The organism is Agrobacterium sp. A3-95, from assembly GCF_053521785.1.
This window is the reverse complement of record NZ_JBNWDR010000012.1, coordinates 110,703-127,300: the sequence shown is the minus strand read 5'-3', so window position 1 is coordinate 127,300 and position 16,598 is coordinate 110,703. Positions and strand designations below refer to the sequence as shown.

Annotated in this window: 15 protein-coding genes; 12 read left to right on the top strand and 3 right to left on the bottom strand. The window is 59.8% G+C overall.

All coding sequences use genetic code 11. From position 1 onward, the window contains the following. Positions 1–2: 2 nt before the first annotated feature. Both ACQZ5Y_RS25315 and ACQZ5Y_RS25310 read right to left on the bottom strand, forming a co-directional pair. The gene (locus tag ACQZ5Y_RS25315; protein WP_035200082.1) at positions 3–1,043 is read right to left on the bottom strand and encodes an ABC transporter permease; all 1,041 of its coding nucleotides are present in this window, start codon (positions 1,041–1,043) and stop codon (positions 3–5) included. Between the two features lie 139 nt (positions 1,044–1,182). Continuing rightward, positions 1,183–2,223 carry a sugar ABC transporter substrate-binding protein gene (locus tag ACQZ5Y_RS25310; RefSeq protein WP_174050941.1) on the bottom strand — a complete coding sequence of 347 codons (1,041 nt, stop codon included), beginning with the start codon at positions 2,221–2,223 and terminating at the stop codon, positions 1,183–1,185. Positions 2,224–2,374: 151 nt separating this feature from the next. On the opposite strand from ACQZ5Y_RS25310, the gene ACQZ5Y_RS25305 reads away from it, so the two are divergent. Genes ACQZ5Y_RS25305 through ACQZ5Y_RS25280 form a run of 6 tightly spaced genes read left to right on the top strand, consistent with a single transcriptional unit; the run spans position 2,375 to position 8,430 of the window. Then, on the top strand, positions 2,375–3,124 hold the full coding sequence (locus ACQZ5Y_RS25305) for a GntR family transcriptional regulator (RefSeq protein WP_003518215.1): 750 nt from the start codon (positions 2,375–2,377) through the stop codon (positions 3,122–3,124). A gap of 22 nt (positions 3,125–3,146) precedes the next feature. Beyond that, positions 3,147–3,887 carry an SDR family NAD(P)-dependent oxidoreductase gene (locus ACQZ5Y_RS25300; RefSeq protein WP_174050943.1) on the top strand — a complete coding sequence of 247 codons (741 nt, stop codon included), beginning with the start codon at positions 3,147–3,149 and terminating at the stop codon, positions 3,885–3,887. Positions 3,888–3,906: 19 nt separating this feature from the next. Then, complete coding sequence (locus ACQZ5Y_RS25295; protein ID WP_174051015.1) at positions 3,907–5,379, top strand: mannitol dehydrogenase family protein; 1,473 nt, start codon at positions 3,907–3,909, stop codon at positions 5,377–5,379. Positions 5,380–5,382: 3 nt separating this feature from the next. Beyond that, positions 5,383–6,576: a mannonate dehydratase gene (uxuA, locus tag ACQZ5Y_RS25290; protein WP_174050945.1), complete on the top strand. Its 1,194-nt coding sequence runs from the start codon at positions 5,383–5,385 to the stop codon at positions 6,574–6,576. Then, a complete protein-coding gene (locus tag ACQZ5Y_RS25285; RefSeq protein ID WP_065705758.1) occupies positions 6,573–7,562 on the top strand; it encodes an aldo/keto reductase in 990 nt (329 codons plus the stop codon). The genes uxuA and ACQZ5Y_RS25285 overlap by 4 nt, the downstream gene beginning before the upstream one ends. 25 nt (positions 7,563–7,587) lie before the next feature. After that, on the top strand, positions 7,588–8,430 hold the full coding sequence (locus ACQZ5Y_RS25280; RefSeq protein WP_174050947.1) for an amidohydrolase family protein: 843 nt from the start codon (positions 7,588–7,590) through the stop codon (positions 8,428–8,430). A gap of 84 nt (positions 8,431–8,514) precedes the next feature. On the opposite strand, the gene ACQZ5Y_RS25275 is transcribed toward ACQZ5Y_RS25280, so the two are convergent. Next, positions 8,515–9,741 carry an MFS transporter gene (locus ACQZ5Y_RS25275; protein ID WP_035200093.1) on the bottom strand — a complete coding sequence of 409 codons (1,227 nt, stop codon included), beginning with the start codon at positions 9,739–9,741 and terminating at the stop codon, positions 8,515–8,517. A 121-nt stretch (positions 9,742–9,862) separates the two neighbouring features. On the opposite strand from ACQZ5Y_RS25275, the gene ACQZ5Y_RS25270 reads away from it, so the two are divergent. The 6 genes from ACQZ5Y_RS25270 (at position 9,863) to ACQZ5Y_RS25245 (ending at position 16,598) form a co-directional block, all read left to right on the top strand. Next, entirely contained in the window at positions 9,863–10,453 is a 591-nt protein-coding gene (locus tag ACQZ5Y_RS25270) for a TetR/AcrR family transcriptional regulator (RefSeq protein WP_003518207.1), read from the top strand. A 295-nt stretch (positions 10,454–10,748) separates the two neighbouring features. After that, positions 10,749–11,786 carry an NAD(P)-dependent alcohol dehydrogenase gene (locus tag ACQZ5Y_RS25265; protein ID WP_003518206.1) on the top strand — a complete coding sequence of 346 codons (1,038 nt, stop codon included), beginning with the start codon at positions 10,749–10,751 and terminating at the stop codon, positions 11,784–11,786. A gap of 378 nt (positions 11,787–12,164) precedes the next feature. After that, a complete protein-coding gene (locus tag ACQZ5Y_RS25260; protein ID WP_003518205.1) occupies positions 12,165–13,049 on the top strand; it encodes an AraC family transcriptional regulator in 885 nt (294 codons plus the stop codon). A 96-nt stretch (positions 13,050–13,145) separates the two neighbouring features. After that, entirely contained in the window at positions 13,146–14,057 is a 912-nt protein-coding gene (locus tag ACQZ5Y_RS25255) for an ABC transporter substrate-binding protein (RefSeq protein WP_013762239.1), read from the top strand. Between the two features lie 71 nt (positions 14,058–14,128). Next, positions 14,129–15,631 carry a sugar ABC transporter ATP-binding protein gene (locus ACQZ5Y_RS25250; protein ID WP_013762240.1) on the top strand — a complete coding sequence of 501 codons (1,503 nt, stop codon included), beginning with the start codon at positions 14,129–14,131 and terminating at the stop codon, positions 15,629–15,631. Then, complete coding sequence (locus ACQZ5Y_RS25245) at positions 15,621–16,598, top strand: ABC transporter permease (protein WP_112292320.1); 978 nt, start codon at positions 15,621–15,623, stop codon at positions 16,596–16,598. The genes ACQZ5Y_RS25250 and ACQZ5Y_RS25245 overlap by 11 nt, the downstream gene beginning before the upstream one ends.

The following is a 16,598-nucleotide window of genomic DNA, read 5'->3' as shown; positions in this document are numbered from 1 at the left end:
CCTCAAGCCAGGTTGCGTCGGGCGAGATAGCTTCGCCGCGCCTTGTCCATCAAAACCGCGAGCAACAGCAGCAGGCCGAGAAATGTCTGGACCCAGAATTCACCGAGCTGAAGCAGCAGCAGGCCGCTGGTGAGCATGGTGACCAAAAGTGCGCCAAGACAGGTGCCGAGCACCGAAACCTTACCGCCCTGCAAAAGCGTGCCACCGAGAACCGGGCCGAGAAAAGCTGGCAGAAGCCAGTCCTGCCCAAGCTGGCCTGCCATGGAAGGAATGGCGGCGCCCGTGCGCGTCACCAGCATCAGGGCGGCGAGTGCTGCAAGCAGGCCCGACAGCACGTGACAGGCAATGAAGATACGGTCGACCCGAATGCCGGAAAGTTCCGCCGCTTCCGGGCGTGCGCCTGCCGCCAGCATTTCGCGGCCAAGAACGGTGCGTCGGTAGAGAAAGGACAGGGCAAGCGCCGTTGCGAGCGTGACGAGAAGCAGCGGCGAGAAATAGGTCGCGAGCTTCATTTTTCCGAAGGCTGCGAAGATCGGCGGTAGGCCACGGTAGGCCTCGGCGCGCGTCAGGAAGATCATCACGCCGAAAAAGATGCTCATGGTGGCAAGCGTGATGATGAAGCTGTGCAGCCCCGTGCGGATGACGGTCCAGCCATTGACGAAACCGAGCGCCGCGCCGGTGGCGAGACCGCCAATGAGGGCGAGCGGCCACGGCACGCCAAGCACCTCGATCAGATAACCACAGGCCATGGCCGCCGAGACGCCGATCGCTCCAACGGCAAGATTGAGGCCGCCAGTCACGATCACCGCCATCATCGACAGGCCGATCATGATGTTGATCGCGGCACTGCGACCAAGCGTGAACAGATTGAAAGGCGAAAGGAAGCCGCTGGCCGCGACGCCAAAAATGACGGCGAAGACGACGATCAGCAGAATGAGGCCAAATTCATTGGTCAGAAAAAAGCGGCCTTGCGAAAGGCTGGACCCCATTCTTCTGTCGCCCTCCTGCGAGCCCTTTGTGAGCAAAGTATCGTTCACGGTCATGAAACTGTCCCGGTATTGGTTCGCCCGAAGCGCCTGCGCGGGTCGCCTGGTCATTGCGCTGCCGCCTGAAAGAATATTTTCTGGCGGGGCAGATTGCCGGGCGCGGTCGTTTGCCGCCCGGCAATCGCTCGAGGCATGATTAGTTGCAGCTCAGATAGGTCGTATCGAAGTTGGTGAGCAGCTTTTTGGTCTCGGCGCGCATGGCATCGATGTAGTTGTCCACCTTGGCGGCATCGACATAGGCGGTGCCGGAATCGATGAACTTGGTCGTCAGCGCATTGGATTTGAACGGCGCATCTTCCTTCACCTTGCAGCCGGACTGAAGTTTGCTCAGTGCAAACGCGCCGATATAACCCTGGCCATAGGGGTTCTGAAGCATCGTGCCGTCGACGAAACCGTCCTTGATCGCTTTCAGCACGACTTCGTCGTGGTCGATGCCGACCATGTGGATGCGCTTGTCGCCGATCTTGCGCAGTGCGTTGGAGGCAACGACCGCAGGAACCCAGGCTGTGGTCACGATACCGTCCACTTCGGAAGCGTGGGCGGCCAGGTAGGCGCTGATCTTTTCTTCCGCCGGTTCCGGTGCGTCGATATCGGCGATGACCTGAACGACCTCGGCGCCGGCTTCGTCAGCTGCCTTTTTCACGGCATCGATACGAAGCTGGGTGTTGGGGTCAACAAGGAAGCCGGTAAAATGGGCGATGCGTTTTTTGCCCGTTCCCATCGCCTTGATCAGCTCCTTGGTGCCGAGATAAGCGGAATTACCGGTGTCGGTACCAAGGCAGAAGGCGGCGGGCGAGGGGTCCTTGAAGCATCCGGCGCCAGCAATCACATTCGCGCCGTTGCCGGTCAGTTCCTCTGCTGTCGAGACCGCGCCGACGGGATCGCCTGGGAAAATCAGGAAGCCGTTATAACCCTGGCTCAGAAGGCTTTCGAGAAGCTGGTTCTGCTGTGCCAGTTCCCACTTTTGCGGCACCTTATAGTCGGCGCCAGCCAGGCCGAAGTCCTTGGCCGCGTCCTTGCCGGCCTGTTCCCAGGCGGCGAAATAAGGGTGCGGACCGCCCGGAACGAGGGCGATCTTGCTGGCGTCCGCCGCCTGCGCGGCACCGCACGCTCCCGCGCCGATGATTGCGGCAGCGACGAGGCTGCGCATGAAATACGTCATGTTTTTCTCCTCCATGAAACGGCCTGCTCCTTAAAAAAAGCGACTGGAACCTCCCTTAATCGCTCTTTCTCCCAACAGCCGACTTGCGTAAGCACCATGGACACTAGTATACTTGTATCCAAGTAGCAACGAGATTTTCACGACCGCCTTTTGAAGGGGAGCGTTCATGACGAAAAACACCACTGCCGGTTTCACTGGGCGCGGCGCTCATCAAGAGGCCCCCGGCTCCGGAATCGAAAGCGTGGAGCTTGTGGTCAATCGTTATGGCTCGGTTGCCGATCAGGTTCATGCGGCGTTGCGTCAGGCGATCGTCGAGGTCCGCCTAGCGCCCGGGGCGCCGATCAGTGAAAACTCGATCTGCCGTCAGTTTTCGGTGTCGCGCACCCCGGTGCGTGCGGCGATCCAGCGCCTGTCGGAAGAGGGTCTTGTGGACGTCTATCCGCAACTCGGCAGCTTTGTTGCGCCGATCAGGCTTGGCGAAATTCAGGACAGCCATTTTATCCGCCGTTCACTCGAAGTGGCTTTGCTGCGCGAAGTCGCGCCGAAGTGGACGAAAGAAATGAGCCGTACGATGCGCGACGTCATCGCCGAGCAGGAAAGAGTGATTGCCGCCAACGACGCATCCGGTTTCTTTCATGCCGACGAGGCGTTTCATCGCCTGCTCGGCACGTTTTCCGGTCGCGAAGGTGTCTGGCAGGCGATCCTTGCTGCCAAGGTGACCCTGTCGCGGTTCCATCGTTATTGGGCAAAGCCGGAACGATTGCCCGCCGTCATCGAAGAGCATCTGGCAGTCGTGGATGCTCTCGACCGTGGCGATGCCGAAGGTGCGGAAAAGGCGCTGGTGACGCATCTGGATATGGTTTTCGTGATCTACGAACAGTTGCCTGAAGAAGAGCGGAAGCATTTGTCCATTTGATAGTGGACGTGGAGGAGACAGAATGGAACTGAAACACAAGACGGCGCTCGTGACAGGCGCTTGTGGCGGCATCGGCCGTGCCGTGGTTGCGGCGCTGGTCGCGCAAGGGGCGAGGGTAATCGCCTTCGATCGCGACGTCGAAGCTGTTGCGGCGCTCGCGGAGGGGTTTGGCGGTGCTTGTGATCCCGTCGCCGTCGATCTCGGCGATGCGACGGCGCTGCAGGCCGTCATGAAAGATGTCGCCAACCGTTTCGAGGTCATAGACATTCTCGTCAACAATGCCGGTGTGCTGTCGCCGCACAAGCTGGGAGCGACCACGCTTGATGACTGGCACAGGCTGATGGCCGTCAATCTCGATGCCGCCCTGCTGCTGACGCAGGCCGTCGTTCCCGCCATGAAGGAAAACCGCTGGGGGCGGCTGATCAACATCTCGTCCTATGCCTGGAAGTCCGGTGGCCTGACGGCGGGCACGGCCTATTCGGTCTCGAAATCGGCGCTGGTGGGCCTCACTTACTCGTCCGCTCGCGAACTTGCCCCTTTTGGCGTCACCGCTAATGCAGTCGCGCCGGCCTATGTGGTTTCGCCGATGATCATGGAGCAACTGTCAGAGGAAGACCGCCAGCGCCAGCTTGCGGCCATTCCCGTCGGGCGGTTCTGCCAGCCGGAAGAGGTGGCTCATGCCGTAGGTTTCCTCGCCTCGCCGCTGTCCGGCTTCATGACCGGCACTGTCGTTGACATGAATGGCGGCCTGCAATTCGGCTGAGATACGGAGATAAATGACCATGACAGAACGCCTCTCGTCCCTTGCGTTGCCGCATCTGCCAAAAAACGTCCTTTTGCCCGCCTATGACCGCAAAGCGGTGACACCGGGCATCGTGCATCTCGGCGTTGGCGCTTTTCACCGCGCCCATCAGGCGGTCTTCATCGATGATTGCCTGGCGCGTGGCGAAACCGGCTGGGGCATTGTCGCTGCCTCGCTGCGCAGCCCCGATACTCGCGATGCCATCGCGCCGCAGGACAATCTCTATACATTCTGCCTGCGTGACGGTGAAAACGAAACGCTGCGGATTGTCGGTTCAATCCTCGAGACCATCGTCGCTCCTGAGGATCCGGAGCGGCTGCTGCAAGCCATGACTGATCCGCGGGTCAGAATCGTCACTTTGACGGTCACGGAAAAGGGTTACCTCGCCGATTTGTCGGCGGGCACGCTTCTTCGTGACCATCCCGATGTCGTTCATGATCTGGCGCATCCGCAAAAGCCGCGCTCCGCGCTCGGTTTTCTGCTGGAAGCGACAAGACGCCGGCGGGCCGCCGGGGCTGTGCCGCTGACTTTGCTCTCCTGCGACAATCTTCCGTCCAACGGTCGCATCCTGCACCGTCTTCTGGTGGAGATGGCTGGTCTCACCGATAATGATCTCGCTGCCTTCATCGCGGAAAATCTCTCCTGCCCCTGCGTCATGGTGGACCGCATCGTGCCCGCCACCACCGCAACCGACCGCGAGCGCGTGACCGCGCGTCTCGGCTGCGAGGATGCCTGGCCGGTAATTGCGGAACCCTACTTCCGCTGGGTAATCGAGGATCGCTTTCCGCACGGTCGCCCCGGCATCGAGCTGTCAGGTGCCGAAATCGTTGATGAGGTCGAGCCGTATGAGCATATGAAGCTCAGGATGCTGAATGGCGCTCACACCGCCATGGCCGCAATCGGTCAATGCAGCGGGCTTGAGACGATCGCCGATATCTATGCCGATGCGCGTGTACGCGGTTACGTCGACCGTTACTGGCGGGAGGTTGGTTCGACATTGAGCCCGGCCGTCAGTGGTCCGGATTACGTTGCCGGTCTGCGCCAGCGTTTCGCCAACCCCGCCCTTCGTCATCGCGCCGCCCAGATCGCCTCTGACGCTTCACAGAAAGTGCCGCAACGCATTCTCGCGCCGCTTGCGGAGCTGCGTGCCGCAGGCGCGCCGAATACGGCCGCTCTTTTTGCGGTTGCCATGTGGATACGGTCCTGCGCAGCGCTGAACGAGCGGGGAGAGGCAATTGTCATGGCCGATCCGGCATTTTCCGAATGGAGTGCACCCACCGGCAACGGCGAAGAGCAGGACGCGGTCATCGACCGGTTTTTAACATTCCGTCGCGTCTTCGGGCCTGAATGGCAGGCGGATGAGGCATTCGTAACGGCGCTTCGGGCGGCCTATCGCGACATCGTCCAATACGGCGCGCTCGGCGCCATCGAACGGCATTTTTCGGAGGAGTAGAATATGAAGGAAACCTGGCGCTGGTTCGGTGAATCGGACCCCATCACCTTGCAGCATGTGCGGCAGACCGGCGCCAGCGGCGTTGTAACGGCGCTGCACCAGATCCCCGACGGCACGGCGTGGCCGGCCGAAGAGATCGCCAAACGCAAGGCGATGATCGAGGCGGCCGGCCTGGAATGGAGTGTCTGCGAATCCATTCCGATGGAACAGTCCATCAAGCGCGGCGATGCCGATGCGCCGAAGGCGATTGCGCGCTGGAAAGATACACTCTCCCGTCTCGGTCGCGCGGGTGTTCCCGTCGTCTGCTACAATTTCATGCCGGTGGTGGACTGGACACGCACGAACCTGCGCTGGCAGGCACGCAATACCGGATTGGCGCTGCGCTTCGAAATGGCGGATTTCGTCGCCTATGACGTCTTCATCCTGAAGCGTGTTCGTGCCGCTGAAAATTACGATCCCGCGCTCGTGGCGCGAGCCGAACAGCGTTTTGCGCAAATGAGCGAAGATGACCAGTCGCTTCTCGAGCGTAACATCATCGCCGGCCTGCCGGGCGGCGCCCTGGTGCAGACGCGCGAATCCATCGCCGCTCTGATTGCTTCGTTCGATGGCATCGACAGCGCGACCATGCAGGGCAATCTTCTGGCCTTTCTGAGAGAGGTCGTGCCGGTGGCGGAAGAGGTGGGCGTGCATCTCGGCATCCACCCTGATGATCCACCGTTCTCCCTGTTCGGCCTGCCGCGCGTTGTCTCGACACCTGCAGATATTCGCGCCATCCTCTCGGCCGTTGAAAGCCCGAACAATGGCATCACCCTTTGTACCGGCTCATACGGCGCCCGCAGCGACAATGATCTTGTGGCGATGGCACGGGAGTTCGCGTCTCGCATCAATTTCGCTCATCTTCGGAACGTGACCGTTGAAGCGGATGGTTCCTTCTTTGAGGACGATCATCTGGATGGCGGAACGGACATGATTGGAGTCATCGAGGCATTGTTGCGCGAGGAGCGGGCCGCCGCCAAGGCTGGCCGCCGCACCAATATTCCAATGCGGCCTGACCACGGCCATCTGCTGGGTGATGACATCACCAAAAAGACCAATCCCGGATATTCCTACATTGGCCGCATGAAGGGGCTCGGCGAACTCCGCGGTGTCATCCGCACCATTGAGCGCCAGCTTCGCCGCGAGGAGGGTACCGCATGAAAACCCGCAAACTTGGTCGCACGGCGCTGTCGCTGAGCGAACTTTCCTTCGGCGCGGCCGGTATCGGTAATCTCTATCGCAGCGTCAGCCGCGAAGATGCGATGGAGACGCTGCAAGCCGCCTGGGACGCCGGCATCCGCTATTTCGATACCGCACCCTATTACGGGCAGGGCCTTTCCGAACGCCGCCTCGGGGATTTTCTTCAGGGGAAACCACGCGACGAATTCGTGCTGTCCACCAAGGTCGGGCGGATTCTGAAACCGGCTGAAGCGGGCGTGACACCGGATTACGGTTTTGTCGATGCACTGCCTTTCGTGGTGGAATACGACTACAGCTATGATGGCATCATGCGCTCGCATGAGCAAAGCCTCGCCCGGCTTGGTCTCGGTTCAGTGGATATTCTCTATGTCCACGATCTGGAGGAGACCACGCTTGGGGAAGAGGCCTATCGCCATCATTTCAGGATATTCACCGAAAGCGGCATCGAGGCCCTGCACGAGTTGAAGGCGACAGGCCGGATCGGCGCGTTCGGTCTTGGCGTGAATGAGGTTCCGGCTTGTCTGAACCTCATGGAGATAGACGAGATCGACTGCATTCTTCTGGCGGGTCGTTACACGCTGCTCGACCGGTCGGCTGCAGCAAAGCTGCTGGGGCGTTGTGCGGAAACCGGCACCTCGCTCGTCATCGGCGGCGTCTTCAACTCTGGCATTCTTGCGACGGGTGCAAGGCCGGGTGCGACTTTCAACTATAGTGAAGCAGCAGCAGATGTCATGGAGCGGGTGCGCGCCATGGAGCTCCACGCTGCCGGGCACGGGGTTGCACTTGCGGCCGCTGCCCTGCATTTTCCGCTGCAAAATGCCGATGTCGCAAGTGTCCTGATCGGCACCGCAAAACCGGACAGCCTTTTGCGCAACCTGTCTATTTTCGAAACGGCCGTGCCGGATGCCGCCTGGGCGGGTTTCGACGCGCTCGCCCTCGAAAATTGACCGCAACGACAGGGAGGAGGACGCCATGGATCTGATCGATACTCACCAGCATCTGATCTTGCGAGGCAAGCTCGGTTATGCCTGGACACGAGGGGAACCCAGCCTTGCGGGAAGCTTCACCCGGGCTGATTACGCAGCGCTTGTCGAGGGATGTGGCGTAGTCGGCACGATCTTCATGGAAAGCGGGGTGGATGACGGCGACTATCAGGCCGAGGCTCGCCTCATCGCCAGCATGATCGGCGAGGGTGCCTTGCCGATGTTCGGCCAGATCGCCAGTTGCCGACCGGAAACGGATAATGGTTTCGAAGCCTGGCTAGAGGAGTGCCGCCACCTCAACGTGGTCGGTTTCCGGCGCATTCTCCACGTCATGCCCGACGACCTCAGCCGCGAGGAAAATTACCGACGAAACGTGCGCACGATTGGAAAGGCCGGATGGCCGGTCGATCTGTGTTTTCATTCCCGCCAGCTTGCCATTGCCGCCGAACTTGTCAGGGCCTGCCCCGATGTGCGCTTCATGCTCGACCATTGCGGCACGCCGGACATTGCCGGAAACGATTTTCGGGAGTGGAGCGGGCGTATGGCCGACTTGGCGACGCTGCCCAATCTCTTCGTCAAACTCTCCGGCATCACCGCCTATTGTGCACCGGGATGCGCGACGCTGGAAAGCGTGACACCCTATGTGGAAACCGTGCTCAACCTGTTCGGACCTGAGAGAATGGTCTGGGGCGGCGACTGGCCGGTGGTCGATCTCGGCTCGGGTCTACCGGAATGGATCGGTATGACGAGTGAGCTTCTTTCAACGCTCTCGCCCGACGAGCAGGCATCGATCGGCCACCGCAATGCCAGACTGTTTTATTTGGCGACATAGCGTGCAGCTTTTCATGCCGATTGTGCATTGCGTCGGCCGGATATGCCAAGAAGCGCGCCGGCGCGCGCTTCATACGCCTGTGCTTTACTCGGCTGGCTGCGCTGCGGTTGTCGTCGCAGAGCGGTTGGTCTCTCCAGAAAGGCTGCGCTGACCGAGGCTGATAATGGTGACTGTCGACAGGGTGGCGGCAATCGATACCCAGAAGCCGTTGCTCGGGCCGAAATTATCGATCACCCAGCCGGAAATGAAGGCGCCGAGCGCCATGCCGATACCGATGCCGGTCATCACCCAGGTCACGCCTTCCGTCAGCATCGATTCCGGTACGCGGCGCTCGATCAGGCCAAATGCGGTGATGAAGATGGGAGAGATTGCAACGCCGCTGAGGAATACGGCGAAGGCAAGCAGGGAAACTGTCGTGCTTGCAAAGAGGAGCGGCAGCGCGGTGAGCGCAAGGACGCTGACGGCGATCAGCAATTGCCGTTGCAGCGGCATTTTGGGGTTGATCGCGCCCAGAAGCAGGCCGACGACAAACGAACCGATGGCATAGACGCCGATGACGAGGCTGGCAGCTTCCGGTTGACCGAGTTCTTTGGTGATGGCAACGGCACTTACCTCGGCTGTGGCGAAAGTGGACCCTACGAAGATCAGGGCGACCGTGATGATCTGGACCGAACGCAGCCGGATAGCCGAATGTTGCCTGCTGCCACTTTCAACCGCGCGTACCTTGGGTTCGGTCGATCGTTGCAACAGGAAGGCAAAGGTACCGAGCGCCAGCGAGGCGGTGCTGATCATCATACCTGCTTCCGGAAAGAGTGAGACCGCGAGACCGACGGAGAGCGAGGCGCCGGCGATGTAGACAAGTTCGTCGGCGGCGGATTCAAATGCAAAAGCAGTGTTCAGCTCAGGCCGGTCACGGAAGATTTCCGTCCAGCGGGCGCGCATCATCGCGGGAATACTCGGCATGGCCGCGGCGAGGAAGGCCGAAAGAAAGAGCGTCCAGGCAGGCCATCTCTGGTTGGTCGCGATAATCAGGATAGCAAAGGCGATGACCGATATGATGGTGGCCGGGACAAGGACGCTGCTCTGGCCCTTGCGGTCCACCAATCGGGAAATCTGCGGCGCAACGGCGGCATTGGTCAGCGCGAAGGTTGCCGAGACCGCACCGGCAAGCCAATATTCGCCATGGGTCTGGGAAAGCATGGCTACGATGCCGATCGGTGCCATCGCAATCGGAAGACGGGCAAAGAAGCCTGCGGCGGAAAAGCCTTTGGCGCCCGGAGCCCGGAAAATTTCTCTATATGGATTAGACATCGGGATGCACCTTGTTTAGGGAGTACCCACCACAAACATACGTGGCGTATGCAAATGAAATAATTGCATACGCCACGTATGTCAACTAGTATACGCGACGTATGTAGAATTCGGAGAAAAAATGCGCAAACCTCGCAGTGAAATGATTGCCGAGACGCGGGCGAAGCTTCTGGTCGCTGGCCGCAAGGCATTTGGCAGCATCGGCTATGCCGAAGCTTCGATGGACGACTTCACTGCCGAAGCAGGGCTGACCCGCGGCGCGCTCTATCACCATTTTGGCGACAAGAAAGGCCTGCTGCTGGCGGTTGTGGGTGAGATCGACGCCGAGATGACGAAAAGGCTCTGTGACATCTCGTCTAGGGCCGCGACGCGTTGGGAGGGTTTTGTCGAGGAAAATGTCGGTTACATTCTCATGGCTCTGGAGCCGGAAATCCAGCGGATCATGTTCCGTGATGGACCGGCCGTTCTCGGCGACCCTTCACGCTGGCCAAATGCCAATGGTTGTATCTCGGCCGTTGCGCGAAGTCTCGATGCGCTGAAGCAGGAAGGGACGATCGTCGACATTGATCCGGAGGCCTGTGCGCGTTTCATCAATGCGGCGAGCAGCAGTGCAGCCCAGTGGATCGCGAATTCCGACGACCCCGAAACGACCTCGAAACGCGCCGTAGACAGTTTCCGCACCTTTCTGGAAGGGCTGAGGATCACACGCTGATCCGCTTGTCGCCGGTTCTGCGTACACATCAGTGTCAATCTCGTTCCGGCTGAGTGGGTAACCCTGAGCCGGCGATATTCCCCGAAGCGCGCTGAGCGAATCGTGCTGTCTCTCTCCCCCGTAGACTCGTTGGCGCGCCAGGGATGATAAGAAATTGCGGGCTCATCGATACAGTTTTTCCTCCTTGAAGAAAAACCGGCCGATCCGGCTGATTTCTGTTTACTTTTGTCGAAATTGCAACGCATCACGCTGTTTGAATTCGCTGTAAGGCCTTTCGCAAACTACGGAGGATGAGATGAAAGCACTGGTGCTGGAAGAAAAAGGAAAGCTCTCGCTCAGGGAGTTCGACATTCCCGGCAAGCTCGGACCCAAGGATGTGCGCATCCGTACCCATACCGTCGGGATTTGCGGCTCGGACGTCCATTATTACACCCATGGCAAAATCGGCCATTTCGTTGTGCATGCGCCGATGGTGCTGGGCCATGAAGCTTCCGGTACGGTAATCGAGACCGGTGCCGAGGTTGCGCATCTTAAGGCGGGTGATCGAGTCTGCATGGAGCCGGGCATTCCCGATCCGACCTCGCGCGCCTCCAAGCTTGGCATTTACAATGTTGATCCGGCGGTCAGCTTCTGGGCAACGCCACCCGTTCACGGTTGCCTGACACCGGAAGTCATTCATCCCGCCGCCTTTACATACAAGTTGCCCGACAACGTTTCCTTTGCCGAAGGCGCCATGGTGGAACCCTTCGCCATCGGGATGCAGGCAGCGCTCAGGGCGCGTATCCAGCCCGGCGATGTTGCCATCGTGACGGGCGCCGGCCCGATCGGCATGATGGTTGCGCTGGCGGCGCTAGCCGGCGGTTGCGCAAAGGTGATCGTTGCCGATCTTGCCCAGCCGAAGCTGGATATCATCGCAGCCTATGACGGCATCGAGACCGTCAACATCCGCGAACGTGACCTGTCGCAGGCCGTGGCTGATGCGACGGATGGCTGGGGTTGCGATGTCGTTTTCGAATGCTCTGGCGCTGCACCCGCCGTGCTCGGTATGGCGAAACTCGCACGTCCCGGCGGCGCCATCGTCCTCGTCGGTATGCCGGTCGATCCGGTGCCGGTCGATATCGTCGGCTTGCAGGCAAAAGAGCTGCGGGTGGAGACGGTTTTCCGCTACGCCAATGTGTATGACCGTGCGGTCGCTCTCATCGCGTCCGGCAAGGTCGATCTGAAGCCGCTGATCTCCGCGACCATTCCCTTCGAAGACAGCATTGCCGGTTTTGATCGTGCGGTGGAGGCAAGGGAAACGGACGTGAAGCTGCAAATTCTGATGCCGCAATAATCGCTTCCGGCAAGCCGCCTGCCGATGCAGGGGCGTCAAAAACCCTTCGGAAAAGTATAAGCTCGACCTGCCGGTGATCGGCGGGTCGAGCTTTAAAAAATCATCACATCGATCTTTAAGATGCGCATTTTCTGGGCGTATGGCGTGCAACTGCGCGAAAAAATGGGCGCAACCGCTGGCTTAGTTGTCGGCGGATGCACGGCACTCTTCAATTTCTGACAAAAAACAGTCAAAAAAGTATCGGTAATTTCCCCGGTATGATGTGGAAGTAAATGTGCCGCAGGCCATATGCTCCCCATCAACGCCTGGGACGAGCCATAAAGAGGAATGGCTTTGCTCCGCGAATACGGCGGACGTGACCGATGGGAGGAAACATCGATGCAGCCCGATCTGGAACTGGTACATATCCGCAAGGGCGAATCCTTCGCCGCCTGGCGGCATGGCTATCCGTTCCGCACCGTGCGCTGGCATTACCATCCCGAATATGAAATTCATCTGGTCGTGGCGACGTCAGGCACGTTCTACATTGGCGATTTCGTCGGTCGCTTCGGCCCGGGCCAGCTAATCATGACTGGCCCAAATCTCCCCCAAAACTGGATCAGCGAGATCGAGCCGGACGAGATCGTTCCCACGCGCTCTCTCGTCATCCAGTTTCCGGAGGCTTTTATCGAGGATGCCTGCGCTTCCATGTCCGAGATGGAGGTAGTTCGCGCCCTTCTGGACCGCAGCCGCCGCGGCATTCTGTTCGACGATGAGACCAGCGATCGCGTTCGCCCGCTGATACTGCGTTTGATCGAGGCGCAGGGGTTGAAGCGTCTTGCGATTTTTTGGGAAATTCTCGATCTGCTGGTCAATGCGCCGGCGCCCGAGGTGCTGGCGAGCCTGAGCTACGAGCTGGACCTGACGGGCATCGGCGATAGCGGCATCAACCGCGCCTTGTCGCATCTGCGCCAGCACCTGACCGAACAGGTCGAGGAAATCGATCTGGCCGACATGGTTGGCCAGAGCCAGAGTGCCTTTTCCCGTGCCTTCAAGCGACATACGGGAACGACTTTGGTGCGCTATCGCAATCAGCTGCGCATCGATCTGGCCTGCCAGATGCTTCTGGTGGATCAGGACGTGAAGGTGGCGGAAGTCTGCTACGACGTGGGCTTTTCAAACCTTTCGAATTTCAACAGGCATTTCCTGAAGCTGAAGGGAATGTCGCCATCGAGGTTTCGTACGGTATTCGCGGCCCAGAAGGCAGCGGTCATGGCGGATTAAACCAAGATACATCGCGGATTTTTCACCAATTCGGGCAGAGGACTGTCCGGAAACGGGCTCTTATTGCCCAGATTTTCCAAACGGGAGGAAGTTACTATGAGAATGAAATCCAAGTTCCTGATGGCATCGGCCGCACTTGCAATGATGGCCGCTCCGGCATTGGCACAGGACAAGCTGAAAATCGGCATGACGTTCCAGGAACTGAACAACCCCTATTTCGTGTCTATGCAGGAAGCGCTGAAGGAAGCCGCGGCAAGCATCGGCGCTGATGTTGTCGTCACCGACGCCGGCCACGATGTGGCAAAGCAGATTTCGGACGTGGAAGACATGCTGCAGCAGAAGATCGACATCCTGCTTCTGAACCCGACCGACAGCGCCGGCATCGAAGCCGCCGTGCACGCTGCCAAAGCTGCCGGCGTGATTGTCGTTGCTGTCGACGCCAACGCAAACGGCCCGGTCGACACCTTCGTCGGCTCGAAGAACCGTGACGCAGGCTACAAGTCTTGCAAGCATCTCGGTGATGCGCTCGGCGGCAAGGGTGAAGTCGCAATCCTCGACGGTATCCCGGTCGTGCCGATCCTGCAGCGCGTCGAAGGCTGCAAGGCGGCGCTTGCCGAATTTGCCGACATCAAGCTTGTCGACACGCAGAATGGTCGTCAGGACCGCTCCGTTGCGCTCGGCGTCGTTGAAAACATGATCCAGTCCCGTCCGAACCTCGCCGGTATCTTCTCGGTGAATGATGGCGGCGCAATGGGTGCACTCGCTGCGATCCAGGGCTCCGGCAAGGACATCAAGCTGACCTCGGTTGATGGTGCTCCCGAAGCTGTGAAGGCAATTGCCGACGGCGGCCCTTTCATCGAAACGACCGCGCAGTTCCCGCGTGACCAGGTGCGCGTTGGCCTTGCCATGGCGCTTGCCCAGAAGTGGGGCGCCCGCGTCGTTCCGAAGGAAGTACCGATCGACGTCATGGTCGTTGACAGCAAGAACGCCGGCGACTTCAGCTGGTAAGAATTCCTCCCCAGGTCCCGTCCCCGCCTCGTGTGGGGGCGGGACATGTCCCGACCATCGAGGAGGGTAAAATGCTGGAACTGAATGGAATAAGAAAAAGCTTCGGCAAGATCGAGGTCCTGCGAGGCGTTGACCTGCAGGCGCGCGCCGGCGAGGTGCATGCGCTTCTGGGAGAGAACGGCGCTGGCAAGTCGACATTGATGAAAATCCTGTGCGGTATTTTGCAGCCCTCGGAGGGCACGATCCGCATTGACGGAAAGGACCGCCGCTTCGCCAATTACGACGAGGCGATTGCCGCCGGTATCGGCATCGTGTTTCAGGAGTTCAGCCTGATCCCCTATCTCGATGCTGTTGAAAACATGTTTCTGGCACGCGAAATCCGTGGACCGCTGCGCCTGCTGAACAAGCGCGCGATGCGTAAACGTGCCGCCGAAATCATGAGCCGTCTAGCCGTGGACGTTCCGCTCGATGTGCCGGTGCACCGCCTTTCCGTTGCCCAGCAGCAATTCGTGGAAATTGCCAAGGCGCTTTCACTCGATGCGCGTATTCTCGTTCTCGATGAGCCGACTGCGACGCTTACCCCGTCCGAGACCGAGCATCTCTTCAAGGTCATGCGCGAGCTGCGGCGTCAGGGTGTCGCTATCATCTTCATTTCCCATCATCTCGAGGAAATATTCGAGATCTGCGACCGCATCACCGTCCTGCGTGATGGCGAACTCATCGGCTCCTGCCTCACGTCTGACGTCGATAATGACCGTCTGGTGGAGATGATGGTCGGCCGGCGCATCGAGGCCAATTTTCCGCCCAAACCGAAGATCGATACAGCTGCGCGCAACGTGATCGAGGTCGAAGAGCTTCAACTGAAAAAAGGCGGGCCGGTCTCGCGCTTTACCCTGCGGCAGGGTGAGATACTCGGTTTTGCCGGGCTTGTCGGTTCCGGGCGCACGGAAACGGTGCTGGCCATGCTTGGCGCGCATTCCGCTTCGCGCCGCAAGATCAAGGTCGATGGCGTCGAGACCCGCTTTTCCGGCCCGGATGAGGCGCTGATGCGCGGCATTGGCCTGCTGCCGGAAAGCCGCAAGGAAGAGGGTCTGATCACCAGTTTCTCCATCCTGCAGAACATCTCCCTCAACAACTATCGCAAGTACCAGAAGGCTCACTGGTTTATCGACCTGAAAAAAGAGCTGGAGCACACGAAAAAGGCGATGGCGCAGGTTCAGGTCAAGGCACAGGGACCCTATGCCCGCGTGGACACGCTGTCCGGTGGAAACCAGCAGAAGATCGTTATCGCCCGCTGGCTGAACCATGACATGCGCGTCCTGATCTTCGACGAACCGACGCGCGGCATCGATGTCGGCGCGAAGGCGGAAATCTATGCGCTGATGCGCGAATTCGCAGCCAAGGGCTATTCGATCATCATGATCTCTTCGGAGCTGCCGGAAGTGATCGGCATGTCGGACCGCGTCTGCGTGTTCCGCTCCGGGGGCATCGTCGCCACCGTCGAGGGCGCAGACATCAATTCAGAAACAATAATGACAAACGCCACCACCGGGAGGGTTGAACATGTCGCTTGATGCAAATACCGGCATTGCCGAAAAGACGAGCGGTTTCGGCCTTGGCAGCATGCTGCGCTCGCCACTCGCCCTGCCTCTGGCGGGCCTGATTGTCGTATCGATCCTGATGGGTCTTGCGAGCGACAATTTCTTCAGCGTGAACAACATCATGAACGTGCTGCGACAGGTTTCAGTCGTCGGCATTCTGGCCGTGGGCATGACATTCGTCATCCTCACGGGCGGCATCGACCTGTCGGTCGGCGCGGTCATGGCGCTTGTCGGCACGCTGTCTGCAGGCCTGATGGTGAATACCGGCCTGCCTGCGTCGCTCGCCTTGCCGGCCGGGCTGTTCATCGGACTTGGCATCGGTATCTTCAACGGAGCACTTGTCGCCTGGGGCAAGATGCCGGCCATCATCGTCACGCTTGCGACGATGGGAATGGCGCGCGGTCTCGGCCTCATCTATTCCGGCGGTTATCCCGTCAGCGGCATTCCGAGCTGGATTTCCTGGTTTGGCGTCGGCCGCGTTGGCGTCGTGCCGGTGCCTGTTATCATCATGGTGGTGATTTACGCCGTGGCCTGGGTGCTTTTGCAGCGTACGGCTTTCGGTCGTCACGTCTATGCACTCGGCGGCAACGAGTTGGCCGCGCGCCTCTCCGGCGTCAAGACCCGGCGCGTCAAGCTTGCCGTCTATGGTATCTCAGGCGTGACGGCAGCGCTTGCAGCTCTCATTCTGACCGGCCGGCTCATGAGCGGACAGCCCAATGCGGGTGTCGGTTTCGAGCTGGATGCCATTGCGGCCGTGGTTCTCGGCGGCACGGCGATTGCCGGCGGACGCGGGCTCATTCTTGGTACCCTTATCGGCGCGGTGCTGCTCGGCATCCTGAATAACGGTCTCAATCTGATGGGCATCAACCCTTATCTGCAGGATGTCATCAAGGGCGGCATCATCCTGCTGGCCATCTATATCGGGCGCGAATGGCGCTGA